Origin of the sequence: Paenibacillus wenxiniae, from assembly GCF_039822605.1 — a bacterium.
Classification (GTDB): Bacteria; Bacillota; Bacilli; order Paenibacillales; family Paenibacillaceae; genus Saccharibacillus; species Saccharibacillus wenxiniae.
Map to the genome: position 1 here is coordinate 95,108 of NZ_JBCGUH010000003.1, position 13,934 is coordinate 109,041.

Annotated in this window: 10 protein-coding genes; 1 reads left to right on the forward strand and 9 read right to left on the reverse strand. The window is 47.2% G+C overall.

Features of this window, described 5'->3' with window-relative positions:
- Positions 1-11 precede the first annotated feature (11 nt).
- A complete protein-coding gene (locus tag AAHF22_RS06545; RefSeq protein WP_347324190.1) occupies positions 12-860 on the forward strand; it encodes a MurR/RpiR family transcriptional regulator in 849 nt (282 codons plus the stop codon).
- Between the two features lie 774 nt (positions 861-1,634).
- On the opposite strand, the gene AAHF22_RS06550 is transcribed toward AAHF22_RS06545, so the two are convergent.
- The 9 genes from AAHF22_RS06550 to AAHF22_RS06590 form a co-directional block, all read right to left on the reverse strand.
- Complete coding sequence (locus AAHF22_RS06550) at positions 1,635-1,802, reverse strand: hypothetical protein (RefSeq protein ID WP_347324191.1); 168 nt, start codon at positions 1,800-1,802, stop codon at positions 1,635-1,637.
- Positions 1,803-2,391: 589 nt separating this feature from the next.
- On the reverse strand, positions 2,392-2,913 hold the full coding sequence (locus tag AAHF22_RS06555; RefSeq protein WP_347324192.1) for a phage tail protein: 522 nt from the start codon (positions 2,911-2,913) through the stop codon (positions 2,392-2,394).
- 33 nt (positions 2,914-2,946) lie between these two features.
- On the reverse strand, positions 2,947-3,453 hold the full coding sequence (locus tag AAHF22_RS06560; RefSeq protein ID WP_347324193.1) for a phage tail protein: 507 nt from the start codon (positions 3,451-3,453) through the stop codon (positions 2,947-2,949).
- 24 nt (positions 3,454-3,477) lie between these two features.
- Positions 3,478-4,020 carry a phage tail protein gene (locus tag AAHF22_RS06565; protein WP_347324194.1) on the reverse strand — a complete coding sequence of 181 codons (543 nt, stop codon included), beginning with the start codon at positions 4,018-4,020 and terminating at the stop codon, positions 3,478-3,480.
- A gap of 166 nt (positions 4,021-4,186) precedes the next feature.
- A complete protein-coding gene (locus tag AAHF22_RS06570; protein WP_347324195.1) occupies positions 4,187-4,639 on the reverse strand; it encodes a GNAT family N-acetyltransferase in 453 nt (150 codons plus the stop codon).
- A gap of 183 nt (positions 4,640-4,822) precedes the next feature.
- The gene (locus AAHF22_RS06575; RefSeq protein WP_347324196.1) at positions 4,823-10,906 is read right to left on the reverse strand and encodes an Ig-like domain-containing protein; all 6,084 of its coding nucleotides are present in this window, start codon (positions 10,904-10,906) and stop codon (positions 4,823-4,825) included.
- 699 nt (positions 10,907-11,605) lie between these two features.
- Positions 11,606-12,202 (reverse strand): GTP cyclohydrolase I FolE, encoded by a 597-nt coding sequence (folE, locus tag AAHF22_RS06580; RefSeq protein WP_347324197.1) that lies wholly within the window; start codon positions 12,200-12,202, stop codon positions 11,606-11,608.
- Between the two features lie 52 nt (positions 12,203-12,254).
- Positions 12,255-12,536, reverse strand: coding sequence for a YneF family protein (locus tag AAHF22_RS06585; protein WP_322907689.1), 282 nt, complete (start codon positions 12,534-12,536; stop codon positions 12,255-12,257).
- A 147-nt stretch (positions 12,537-12,683) separates the two neighbouring features.
- Positions 12,684-13,718 (reverse strand): HD-GYP domain-containing protein, encoded by a 1,035-nt coding sequence (locus tag AAHF22_RS06590; protein WP_347324198.1) that lies wholly within the window; start codon positions 13,716-13,718, stop codon positions 12,684-12,686.
- Positions 13,719-13,934: the final 216 nt, after the last annotated feature.

Sequence of the window (13,934 nt, forward strand, 5' to 3'; positions counted from 1 at the left end):
GAGCCATAATGATGAACGGTGGATTGGTTTGTTTACGGGAAATTATGGAGACGATTACTCCATCCGAGCGCAAAGTAGCCAGCTTTATTTTGGAGCAGCCACAACGACTTGTGGGCATGTCAGTGGCACAGCTTGCCGAGCAAAGTGGTGGCAGTCAGGCAGCCGTCATTCGACTGTGCAAATCTGCTGGCTTCAAAAGCTATCAGGAACTTATGCTCAAAGTTGCCGGAGATCTACAGGAAGAGCGCCAGCCACAGGCAGGTTATCAGGAAATTCAGCCGAACGATTCGATTGATCGACTGATCGACAATATTTCGACCAACAATATTCAATCGATTCGAGACACGATCAAAATCCTCGATCCCGAGCGAGTCAAACAGGCGATCGACGTACTGCTCAAAGCAAAGCGTATCTTTTTGTTTGGTATTGGCATTTCCCAATTGATCGCAGCGGATGCCCAGCATAAATTTTTGCGAATTAACCGCCCTTGCTTCGCCTTTTCCGATGCAGACTTGCAACTAATCTCCTCTGTCATGCTCACTCCGCAGGATGTTGTTATTGGTATCTCGTACTCAGGACAGACACCGATTACCGCCGAATGCATGCGTCTGGCACGTGAAGCCGGAGCTTGTACGATCTCGCTTACTCGCTATGGCAACACACCGATTAGCACACTGGCGGATATCGCTCTCCACACTTCATCTATCGAGAGCACGATGCGCAGCGGAGCTACTTCTTCTCGAATCGCCCAGCTGAATGTGATCGACATCCTGTATCTGGGCATAGCCAGCCATGATTACGAACGTTCCCGGCTAGCGCTGGATCAAACCTATAATGTGATCCACCGTAGCAGACGGTAGATTATAGTAGGCATGAACTTCATTGGCAAATACGGTTTGTACTGATGAATGCGAACCATAGCGATGCACACGGGCTACAGTGATCAATACGAACCACAGCGATGCACACGAGCTACAGTGATCAATGCGAACCATAGCGATGCACACAGGCTACAGTGATCAATACGAACCATAGCGATGCACACGGGCTACTGTGATCAATGCGAACCATAGCGATGCACACGATCTACAGTGATCAATGCGAACCACAGCGATGCACACGAGCTACAGTGATCAATGCGAACCATAGCGATGCACACGAGCTACAGTGATCAATGCGAACCACAGCGATGCACACGAGCTACAGTGATCAATGCGAACCACAGCGATGCACACAAGCTACAGTAATCAATACGAACTATAGAAATGTATAATAGCCATGATCGTAATGGTTCGTACCCCATATAGTGAACAATAGGAACCACATCCTGCCCCTAAGTGTTAGGCGCCATCCCCTATACGCCAATAAAATATCCGAGCTATCTGCATCTTGCTCGGATCGCTAGACTGCTCCGCTATAAGCAAACAGAGCATACATGCTGTCTGTACGTTATCCAGACTGCTCGTATGCCCTGTTTATATAGTCCAGCTGTCATTCAATCGCTTCATGTACGTATCATCAGACTTGCTAGCCCGACTCGCTGACAAGCCTGCTGTCACTTGTTATCTGAGCCAGATCGTATACAGAAAGCTACCGTACCGATGAAAGACTACTTGAATGGTCTATCATGCCCTTTATTCATATACACCAAAACGCTGAATAATCTCCTTGATCTTCGCACGCACGATCAGATCAGAATTGTTGCGATTGTGCATGATAAGGCAAATCTGTCTAATAAAATCGGTCTTCTGCTCCTCTGTCATGCGTTCCAAACTTTGATCAAGCAATTCACGAAATTCCATCTGCTTCCCCTCCGTGCTTGCATTTCTACTACCCTGCGTATAAACAGGGCATCGAAATCAGCTATAATGTATCCAGCTCTTTCATCCTATTGGAAAATGCTGCTTGCTGAACAGTCTAATACAAATAAGCTTATAGAAGCAACCATATTGATCGCATTTCACGAAAATGTCTAGCCGCTGCATCACTCCAGCAACATAGAAAAGGACGGTATCTGCGTCGATACCGTCCCTACCTGTTTACTTGATAACCTGCATCTCAGTCCCGTGTGAAAGCAAGTAGGCTGTCCTTCTATTTTCCATATAACGTTATCGTTAGATTTAATCACTGTTCAACCCGGTTCTGTACGCTCGCTTGCAACTATGCTCACGCTGCTTATCATGTTGTTATGTATATAAGTTGCACGCAGCGAAGGCTGTTCATTTCATCGGTGGGAGCTATACCCTATCATTCGCTCGATGAACATAGATCAAGGTATAACCTGTCGATCGCTGACCGTACACTATAACCTGCACGCTTACGCGGATAGATAACGGTACACGCTTCCTTTACTGATCGAAAGCGGGCAATCATTGCTTTCGCTATCCAGCATTAGTTATCGAAATTAGGATAAATGCCTTCCCAACAAATAATATACGTAATTCCTAAAAAAGGCTGCATATTGTTGTGTGGTTGACCCATTCCCGTCGCATTTACTGTTAAAGGTCCCATCGTAGCGTCTGCTGCCGTATTGTAAGGTGATACTGCACCCAATTTAGGAATATTGCCCCACAGCGCACCAGTAGGATCGGCAGTATTCACCGTATTTATCGATTGCACGGTATGATCATGTGCAGGCATCTGGCTATAGTTTATCGTTTCCGAAGTCGTACCAGCTGTAGTTGCAAAACTGCGTGCGGTCAGACCTGGACCTGCACCTCGATGGATTGGTGCTTTGCCCGTCAAGTCAGGTACTTTAAAATTTTGCATAGCGGTTCCGCCAAATGTGTTGCCAAGCAGCGCATACAACACCTGATAGTCACGAACATTGACCTGTTGGCCATTACACAGCAACCAGCCTCGCGGTGCAAAGTTACCAGAAAATAATCGAATTTCGCCAACAAAAGGATCCATAGCTAATCCCTTCCTTTCTCAATGTGAAATGGCTTATGGTTTCGGAGGATAAATGCCTGTCAATGCAATACAGAAGTTAAACGTCAAATAGGGCTGCATATTATTGTGCGCCCCATCTCCACCACTTTTGCTAACAGCGGACGGAGACATCGTCTGATTCGGGGTTACGCCAGTGGCATACGAATTGATTGTTCCAGCAACACCAACAAAATTACCAGCGGCCACTTTACTATTGGAAGTCGTTTGGTTAGCATTTAATGTATGATTATGGAGAGGTATTTCATTTGTTGTCAGCACATGAGCTGCTTCACCAGCCGACTGTGCCAGTGTCACTCCTGCTCCTGGATTGACCGGAACACGTCCTTGCAAATTAGGAAGAGCAAAATCATTCACACCGTCTCCACCGTATAATGTAGATATGATTGAAAATAAAGCCTGATTACTGCGGATGGACAACTTTTGCCCGTTACAAGGTGCCCAGCCGTTCGGAATAGTACCAAAAGCAAAGATTCGAATTTCACCTAAAAAAGGTTCTGCCATATCTGTTCATCTCCAATCTGTATATTATGAAGACATCGGGTAAATCCCTTGCAGTGCAATAATGAAGCCAAGCGCCAAATAAGGCATCATATTATTATGGGCGACATTTCCACCTTCACTTGACATACTGGTCGTATTCATAGGCGCTATCGTTGTCGTCGCAGTAGGCGCAGCATACATATTCATCGTTGTTGTAGCCGGAATGGCGTTGGCAGGACTCGGTGTAGTCGCTTTCCCCGTCCCACTTATTACATTGATCGAATGGGTATGAGCTGGCAATCCACTAGCTGTGATCGTGACCGTCTCCGTACCACCAGAATTGCCCAAACGGTACGTGTTACCGCCAGGTGTTAATGTGCCTGCATGAATAGGTACACGTCCTCGCAGATCCGGCAATGCAAAATTCGTTCTGCCATCTCCACCATATACTACACCGATTAAAGCAAACAAAGCTTCATTTCCGGAAATAGGTAGTACCGTTCCATCACAAAATGCCCAGCCATTAGGAGCCTTCGTCCCCGCTAATCCTGCAAACATACGAATCTCACCAAGATACTGATCGCTCATCGTATAAACTCCCTTCGGTTCAGGTTCATCAACCTGAAATGGATGTCGTTGATTGACGTAGTCTAACCGGATCATTGGGCTATCCTACGTGCCTTATCGATGTTCACAGCAGCGCATTCAGCCAGCCTCTCCCCCTCTCCAGACATCTCCTCTACTTACGTATGATCTACTGTCGTTGCCACTGCATCGTGACATAAGGAGGCGACTCTGCCTGTTCGGTAAAGCCCAGTTTACGATATAGCTGTCTTGCACGGTTATGCTCTACAACCTGTAGCGTAATGAATGGCGCGTTCTGTTGCAGCTGCTCCAGTATAGCTGTGCCATAGCCTTGATTGCGGAAATGTGGCAATAAGGCAATAAAGATAAGCCGAATCCCTTCCCCTTGATGATCCGTAATAATATATCCCGCTGGTCTGTCATCAATCTGAATCATCCGGTGACTGGCAGATGGATATTGACTCCGATATGACATTTGCTGCGCACGAAACTGCATATGCATTAACATATCAAGCTGTTCTTCTGGCATGTTCATCGGAATAAATTCTTCCATCCGTGTGCTCTCAAATACCTCAAACAAAAAAATGTCGTCCTGCTCTGTAACTTCGGTGAATACGAGCATAGGGCACCCCCATTTCCCGTGATCAAGTTTATGTACGGTACATATACGTCCAGTTTGTTCGATTAAGCGGAGTGGGATGCTGTCCCATTCATCAGACAGCATCCCACTTATCGGTAAAACTACCCTTCGCTTAACCCTTTACTTCAACAAACTTATGGAGCCTATAGGCTACCCTGTTAATTATTATTTATTAATCCATTTTTCTGATCCATCAGATAATACTTGATAGCTATGAGAAAGGGAGGCTTCTTCCACATCGCCAAATGCCCAGTGTCCAGCAGGTACATCTTTCCATGTTGGTGTCGTTACGCCAGTCAATGGTCCTCGTTTGAGCAGGCGATTCATCATCGTAACCAGCTCAGCACGCGTAACACCTTCGTTCGGACGGAATGTACCATCAGAGTAACCTTTCGCCACGCCAGTTTGTACTAGAATTGCGATATTCGCTGCCGCCCAGTGTCCGTTCACATCACGGAATGATGTGGACGTTGTACCCGTCGAAGTCAGCTTCTGCCAGCGTACCGCGAGTGTAGCAAATTCGGCACGAGTCAATGGACGATTTGGAGCAAAACGATCTGCCGACACACCCAGCATAATTTGCTGCGCCTGCAATTGACGAATCGCTTCGGATGCCCAGTGTCCGCTCGTTACATCGCTATAACGTGTCGATGTGGATGTGATCGCTTGACTGCCATTCGCCTGCATGACACGCCACAGCATCGCAGCCAGCTCAGCGCGAGTTGTCGTTTGTGCAGGACGGAACGTACGATCTGGATATCCATTAATATAAGCGGTATGCTCACCTGTCGCTCCTGGCTGAGTTGGCGTTGGTGTTGGTGTCGGCGTTAGTGTTGGAGCCGGTGTCGGTGTTGGAGTCGGTGTTGGCGTTGGTGTCGGTGTTGTTCCGCCTCCACCTCCGCCGCCTCCAGACGACGTGCGTTTCGGTTCTACATGCAAAATAGTAAAGGTACTAAACTTACTAACATCGATCGTGATCCCTTCAACCTGACCGTTCGCTGCCATTTGCACCGTACCATGCTGCAAGGCGATCTCACCGTCACTATGTTGAATGTACACATACATTCCAGCCGCATAAGCTGCCTGCTGGCTCGATGTTCCTGCTGGCAAATTCAGCTTGGATGCCGGGAACAGCAATGTTGTATTGTACGCGCTATAGTTGGTTTCAATTGTCATCGGTGTACCGACTTGAGCTACGGTGCCAGTTGCTACCGTCTGCTTCACCATCGAATCATTCAATGCTTGATTGGTCACTTCGGCTAATTCACCTGCTTCACGAATCGGGACGAAACGGAAGAACAGGCTTTGTCCAGCCGTTTGAAGCTGGGACAATGCACCTTTACTCAATATAACCTGCGCAAAATCAGTATCCAGATTCAGATCGACTTTGCTGGCAAGATCATTGTATGCAGTAACAGGCACATCAATCGTGACTTCGCTTGCCGGATCGTTCGGAACATCAGTAACGACGACGCGTACTTTGCTCTGATTATTATTCATTGCCGATTGTAGGGCAGAGGACAGTTGGGATGCTCCAGCAACGACTTTATCAATCTTGTTGCCATCTGACAGCATCTTACGAGTAATCGTCGTCTGCTCTACATCCGTATTGTTATCGCCCACACGAATCGGAACATTGCGTGTAACTTCCGAGCTTACAATACTCAACCCTTTCGGTTTCACAATGACGAGGAATGTACGGCTAAGTTGCGCTCCATTGTGTTGAATGGTGGCGGTCAAAATAACGGATTGTTCCTCACTGCCAGGTCGGGTCACACTGCCGTTACTTTGAACGGTTTGCGACTGATTCGAACTCCAGACGACCGGTAAGCCATCCTGAATGGTAGGAAGAATCAGATCCTGCGTAACAAACTCCCATGAATCCATCCCATTGTAGCCAATCGCCAGCTTGTTCAGTGCATTTTTCACTTCGTCCAGCGCATCAGCACGAATAACTTTGACCGTATAGCTCGCTGATGTTTGTCCATCCTGGGCAGTGACTTTTAGATTGATTGTATTGGTTCCCACTTGAAGATTCGTTGTGTACATGCTTGTACTGCTGTCATAAGTCGCACCGGTTACCGTTAATGTAGAGGCCGGATTGTACACATCTGCCTGCACACGATACTGATCTACATTATTCGCTACATTCACCGTATACTCCGTAATCGCCGGATCAAAAGCAGGCTTCAAGGCGACAGGTGAAGCAGTCAATGCTTTCAGACGTGCATCTTTGCTCGGTTCACGCATCACTTGAATCGTATACGTTTTGCGTGTTTGACCGTCCGCAGCCAGCACTTCAATAACTACGGTATTGTTACCGGTTTGCAATTCAATTTGAGCGGAAGCTGAACCGCTCTGTATCGTACTGCCATTAATACGAATCGTTGCATTGCTATCCGCTGCCGTTGGTGTGAATGTGATCCGATATACATCGTTCTGCACCGAAGCCAGATAGCTGGTCTCTGCCGGTGTGAAGATTGGAATCAACGTACCCGCTGACAGTTGGACAGAGGTCAGATTCGCATTGCTGGACAGGAAGTTGACGTTAACCGTCTGACTCAGCACAATATTTTCACTGATCACCTTCGCAGTGTACACTACATTTTCCGTTTTCGTATTAGTTACAGTAAAGCTAGCTACGCCATCTACATTCGTCGTCGCTCCAGCAGGAGTTACAAGTGAGCTTCCACTTCCCTGCTGTAGTTGTACATCACGACCCGAGATTACATTGCCATGAATATCTTTGACTGTCACCGAAATGGTTGAAAAATCAGAACCATTCGCTGACACGCTTGCTTTGGATACTGACATTTGTGAAACGTTCCCGTCCGCAGCACCTGGTGTGAAGGTCACAGGCACTGGATGCAAACTAAGGGTTACACTACCCGCAATAGCGGTATAGGTGATACCTTCTGCTTTCGTGCTTTTCACCGTAAAGGTTGCTATACCATTGGCATCTGTTGTTCCTTGCGTTGCGGTAATAGTGGAGCTGCCGCTGCCCTGTGACAATGTGACTGATTTAGCGTTAATCGGGTTATTTTGACTATCGCGTAACGTTACTGTGATCGTTGCGGTGTCGGTATTATTAGCGGTTACCGTTGTTTTGGATACCGTTACGGTCGAGAGAGCTGCATTGACCGCTCCCGGTTCAAATGCGATCACACCCGTTGGTGAAATTGTTATGCTATCCGTCGTATCGGTCGCTGTATACGTTACCGTCTCGGCTTTGCTGTTGGTGACACTAAATATCGCCTGTCCGCTCGCATTCGTTACGATACCCGTAGACGGGGAAATAACCGAGCTGCCACTTCCTTGCGATAATGTGATCGTTTTGCCGCCGATCGGATTGCTGTATGCATCCGTGAGCGTTACGATTACGGTGCTACTGTCAACGCCATCTGCCGATACATTCGCTTTGGAGACTGTGACTGTCGATACCGATGCACTTGCCGCTCCTGGTTGGAACGTCAACCCTGTCGTTGGTGTAATTGTGATGCCATTTGCTACAGCGCTATAAGTTACACTTTCCGCTTTGGTGCTTTTTACTGCAAATGTAGCTACACCACTTGCATCTGTCGTGCCCTGAATTGCGGTAATGGTAGAGCTGCCGCTGCCCTGAGACAGGGTAACGGTCTTATTGTTAACTGGATTGCCATTCATATCTTTTAGCGTTACGGTAATCGTGGCAGTATCTGTATTGTTCGCGATCACATTCGCTTTAGATGCGCTAATCGTAGATAGATTCGCATCAACCGCGCCTGGATCAAATGTAACCGTTCTGGTCTGATCCAGCGTAATGCTATCGGTTGCATCGGTTGCGGTATAAGTGACGTCTTCGGCTTTTGTACTATTTACCGTAAAGATCGCCTGTCCACTCGCATTCGTCGTTACTGCACTTGCTGGTGTAATCGACGAGCTGCCGCTTCCTTGCGCTAACGTGATACTTTTACCAGCGATTGGATTACTATTGGCATCCATCAGCGTTACCGTTACGGTACTGCTATCGACACCGTTAGCCGCTACATTCGTTTTGGAGACGGTCACAGTGGAAACCGACTTACTGACCGAACCTGGCTGGTACGTAACAGCAGCTGTCGCTGTGACGGTCACTCCACCTGCTGTTGCTGTATAGGTGACTCCCTCTGCCTTCGTATTTTTTACAGTAAACGTAGCGATACCGTTCGAATCGGTTGTTGTCTGTGTTGGAGAAATCGTGGAGCTGCCGCTTCCCTGTGTCAAAGTGACGGTACGGTTGCTAATGGCATTGCTGCTAGCATCTTTTAACGTCACGGTAATCGTGGCATTATCAATATTGTTCGCAATCACATTCGCTTTGGACGCAGTCATGGTCGACAATGTCGCATCCACAGCGCCCGGTGTAAAGGTCACCGCTCCAGTCTGCGTAACGGTAAGGCTATCGGTTGCATCGGTTGCCGTGTAGGTGACCGCTTCCGCCTTCAGGCTCGTTACAATGAACACAGCCTGTCCGCTCGCATTCGTTGTTACCGCAGTCGATGGATTGATGGTAGAACTTCCACTGCCCTGCGACAGAGTAACACTTTTGCCGCTAACCGCGTTACCGTTCACGTCGTTTAAAGTTACGGTAACGGTACTGCTGTCGCTTCCATCTGCAAAAACGCTATTTTTAGATACCGCTACAGTCGATTGCGCAGCCGTCACTGCTCCCGGCTGGAAGGTGACCGCTGCTGTCGCTGTCACCGTTATGCTATTCGCGGTAGCGGTATACGTTACCGTTTCCGCTTTGGTGCTTTTCACCGTAAATGTAGCAACTCCACTAGCATTCGTCGTCGCCGTACTTGCTGGCGAAATCGACGAACTGCCGCTTCCTTGCGATAATGTAACAGGCTGGTTGTTAATGGGATTGTTGTTAATATCCCTTAATGTAACCGTAACGGTCGCATTGTCTGTATTGTTAGCAATCACATTCGTTTTGGATACTGTTACAGTAGAAGCCGCTGCATTCACTGCTCCTGCCTGAAACGTAACGGTCGGCGTATTCGAGAGAGAGACACCATTCGCAGATGCTGTATACGTTACCGTTTCTGCCTTTGTACTTTTCACCGTAAACGTAGCAACACCACTGGCGTTAGTCGTCGATGTCGTTGGCGTAATCGTAGAGCTTCCGCTCGCTTGCGACAACGTTACATCCTGGCCGGTAAGCAAATTGCCAGAGGCATCTTTCAGCGTGACTGTAATCGTCGCACTGCTCGTATTGTTCGCTGCAAGCGTAGCTGGTGAGGCAGTCACTGTCGATTGTCCTGCACTAACCGAACCTGGCTGGAACGTAACACTGGCTGTTTGATCAATCGTCACACTATCGGCAGCTACCGATGCTGTATACGTCGCTTGTTCAGCCTTCGTATTGGTTACGGTAAATGTAGCTACACCGCTCCCATTCGTTGCTTGAGAAGCAGGCGAAATGAGGGAGTTGCTTGATCCTTTGGACAGCGTAACCGTCTTGCCGCTAAGCAGATTGCTGCTGGCATCTTTAACGGTTACGGTAATGGTAGAACTGGCTAAGCCATCAGCCGTTACCGTTGTTGGCGATGCGGTTACTGTCGATTGCGCCGCACTAGCAGGTGGAGCACCAGCAACCTGAGTCAGCACAGGAGCAGTGCTCACGACAACGATATTTTGACGTGTTGAATCAGCAGACGTATCCGCCCCTGTAATCAAAAATTGGATCGCTGACCCTGCTTTGGACTTTACAGCTGCATCCACATCGAATAATAAAGGGTTGCCGCTAGACTTGGCTGTCGCAACCTCACCCGCACTTTTCGTATCTAGCAGGGTATAGTCAGCGTTGCTTCGCAAGGCGGCCATAGATGCTGGCCATGAGCCTTTCGTGGGGTCCCCTCCACCAACATCAAATGGTGCAGACCCTGTATATTGCCATACTTGTACAATTGCCGGGTTGCCGTCATTCTGATCCTGAATCTGAAATATGTTCATTGACAGCACTGCTTTTTTACCAGATTCCGGAAATCCACTGGAAATATTATATTTGGCATAGGAATGAGATACTTTCGCTCGACTCGACGATCCACCCATATACAAATAATCATTCGGAAAATCGTTATAGCCGACATCAAAATCATGCGAGCCTAATATAACAGCGTCAATATCCGCCGCTGCATACGAAGTATGCGCGGCAACCGGAAAAGTATTCATAACAAGCAGCACACATAACGCTCGCAACACAAATACTTTCAGCCACTTTTTCATCTTATTGCCCCTTTTGATTTCATTTTATTTGATTTTAATACAAAAAATGGTTATAAAAACAAAAACATATTGTTTTATACGGAGTTGGTCTTGCTTACATCCTAATTGTTAACAGAATAACGGTATTACGCTGGAGGGAATTTTATCGTAAGCAGAGGGCTACGATCATATTCGATAGGAGAAGCCTTCGAATACGTAAACTAATAAGATATGATGCCATTCAGATATAGAGGATAGTGGTAAAAATATGTGTACGTTCATAGCTATGGAAGTGTCGGACTGGTTCGTCATACATATAGTACCTTTTTCGTACAACCCTACAGGAATATATTACTACTTCAACTGTGATATTTACAACATAATTTATATTAACTACTGAATTATTTTGTTATATTTCTCCATTTTAGACCGTTTACATTACTTCATTAAATAAAAGAGACTTCATTTTATGTTGGCTCTGCCAATATAATGCATTCATCCGAAAAAGCATCCGTATATGTACATGGATATCATTTGAATAGCGTTTTATCGTAGCTTCATCCTAATGATATAAAAACAGGCGACTGCCATAGCGGCAATCGCCTGTTTCTGGAATTTATAACCAAATCATGAAGCGATACCTTATTCCAGTATCGCTTATTGACGTCCCCTTATACGGATATCTGTTTGCACCGGCATTCAGTGTATCTGTGCTTGGAACTAATGATTCCGAATCAATGACATAAATTCTGCACGAAGTGGAGCATCATGACGGAAGCCGCCACGGACAGCGGAGGTGATCGTTTTGCTACCTGGCTTTTTCACACCACGAGCGCACATACACAAGTGCTCGCCCTCGACAACAACCATCACACCGGTTGGTTTGAGCACTTCATCCAAAATATCAGCGATCTCGGTAGTGATTCGTTCTTGCACCTGCAAACGACGTGTGATCGCTTCAACCAGACGTGCAAATTTGCTCAGACCCGCAATCTTTCCGCTCGGCACATATCCGATATGCACCTTACCGAAAAATGGAGCCATATGATGCTCACACTGACTGTAGTAAACGATATCCTTAACGATGACCATCTCCTGATGATTCTCGTCAAAGGTTACGCCCAGCGCCTCACGCGGGTCCACGCTGTATCCGGCGAAAATCTCCTCGTACATGCGTGTTACCCGTGCAGGTGTCTCCAGCAATCCTTCGCGCTCGGTATTTTCACCGATCAGCTTTAGGATTTCTTTGACATGGTATTCAATCTGGTCGCGATGTTCGCCGACCTTCACATTTGTATAATCCTTAATGCCAGCCATGCTGACCTCCTTCTACACTCAAGGCCTTCATGTACTGACGCCTGTCATGTGATTATCTTCTGCGTTTACCGCCACCGCGTCCCATTGGAGGCATTTGTGGCTTGGCGCCGCCCTGTTGTCCAGGCTTACCGCCACCGTTTTTCATCATTTGCTGCGCCTGTTGCATTTGCTTAGAGTTCAGATTATATCCCATCTGTTTGGCCATCTTTTGCAGCATTTGCGGATCATTTTGCATTTTCTCCAACTGTTTGCGCAAATAGTAGGCACCGATAAAGAATCCCCCGACCAGACCGACGATCAGAGTTACAATCGGTATGACCCAATTCCACCACATCATAAAGCCACCCCTGTATATTCATTGTCGTTCGCTCACGAAAAAAGCGTATTCACATTATACGTCATCTTTGGCGTGAACAGGAATTATCATACCATTTCCATATAGGCACAGGCAAACATTTTCCTGTTTATCCAAACCTGAATTTCAGTTCATAACCGCTTCAATAAATACAGTCGTGGCGCTGGCCAGATCAATCTCCTTAATCTCGATCGCGTCACCGCTTCCGTTGACAATTCGCACGACCGGACGCCCTGGCAAACCACGATGCTGGCGTACAACTACGCCAGACTCGCGTGTCGACAGACGAACACCAGTCCCGTTTGGATAGATCGAAACGATCCGATTAAACTCCACCAGCAGTTCCCGATCTAGCGTCGTCTCGGACAATGCCATCATTTCCTCGCATGCTTCATGAGGCAGCAATCCTTTACCGCCATGCTCTTTCGTGGTGATCAGATTATCGTACATATTGGCAATCGCTACAATGCGTGCATACCGATGAATTTCCTCGCCAGGCAAGCCGCGCGGTTGTCCGCTTCCATCCAATCGTTCGTGATGCTGGAGCGCGATATGCGCGATCATTAGATTGAATTCGCGCCGGGATTTGAGCAATTCAAAGCCGCGCCATGTGTGATGCATTTTGGAGCCTGGAATCTGATCCAGCATATCCGAGCCGCCCAGCTTGCCGATATCATGTAGCAGTGCACCGACACCTAGCTCCCACAGCTGATCCCGATTGAGTCCAATATTCATCCCGATGATCGAACTGAGCAAGCATACATTCATCGCATGCATATAAGCTGCATTATCCGCGGTTTTGATTTCCGTCAGTTGCACCTGTACCTCACGCGAACCGATCACATCTTCCAACAATTGATCGACACTTTTGGAAATACGTGATGGACTCCATTCCTTTCCTGAACGCAACGCATCCAGTGTATCGCTCATTTCACTAATAATCTGCTGCTTGGTCGTCTCGCTAAGAATTTCAACCAGTTCGATATCATCATACTGCTCATCCTGCACATAGAGCATCGTGACACCGATTCGATTGAGTGTATTGATCATAAATACCGTCAGCTGCACACCTGCCGACAGCAAAATCGTTCCGTTTCCCGAATAAATGGCTTTCCCTAAATATTGTCCTGTCTCCACATTGTCTATGCTTACGTATCGCATCCGCATCCCCCTTCAGTACGCGATGACAAAATATGTCCAGTATGCCTGCTATTTATTCATAGTATTACGTTACTCTCACAGAATTTCAACAAAAAGTAAAAATTAACAGCAACAACAGTGGACAGATGGCTACGGCTGGGATGTAGTTTGCCACACTACTTTTAGCGGTACACACACGGGGGATGCAGTTCGCTGCGCTACTTTTAGCGGTACACA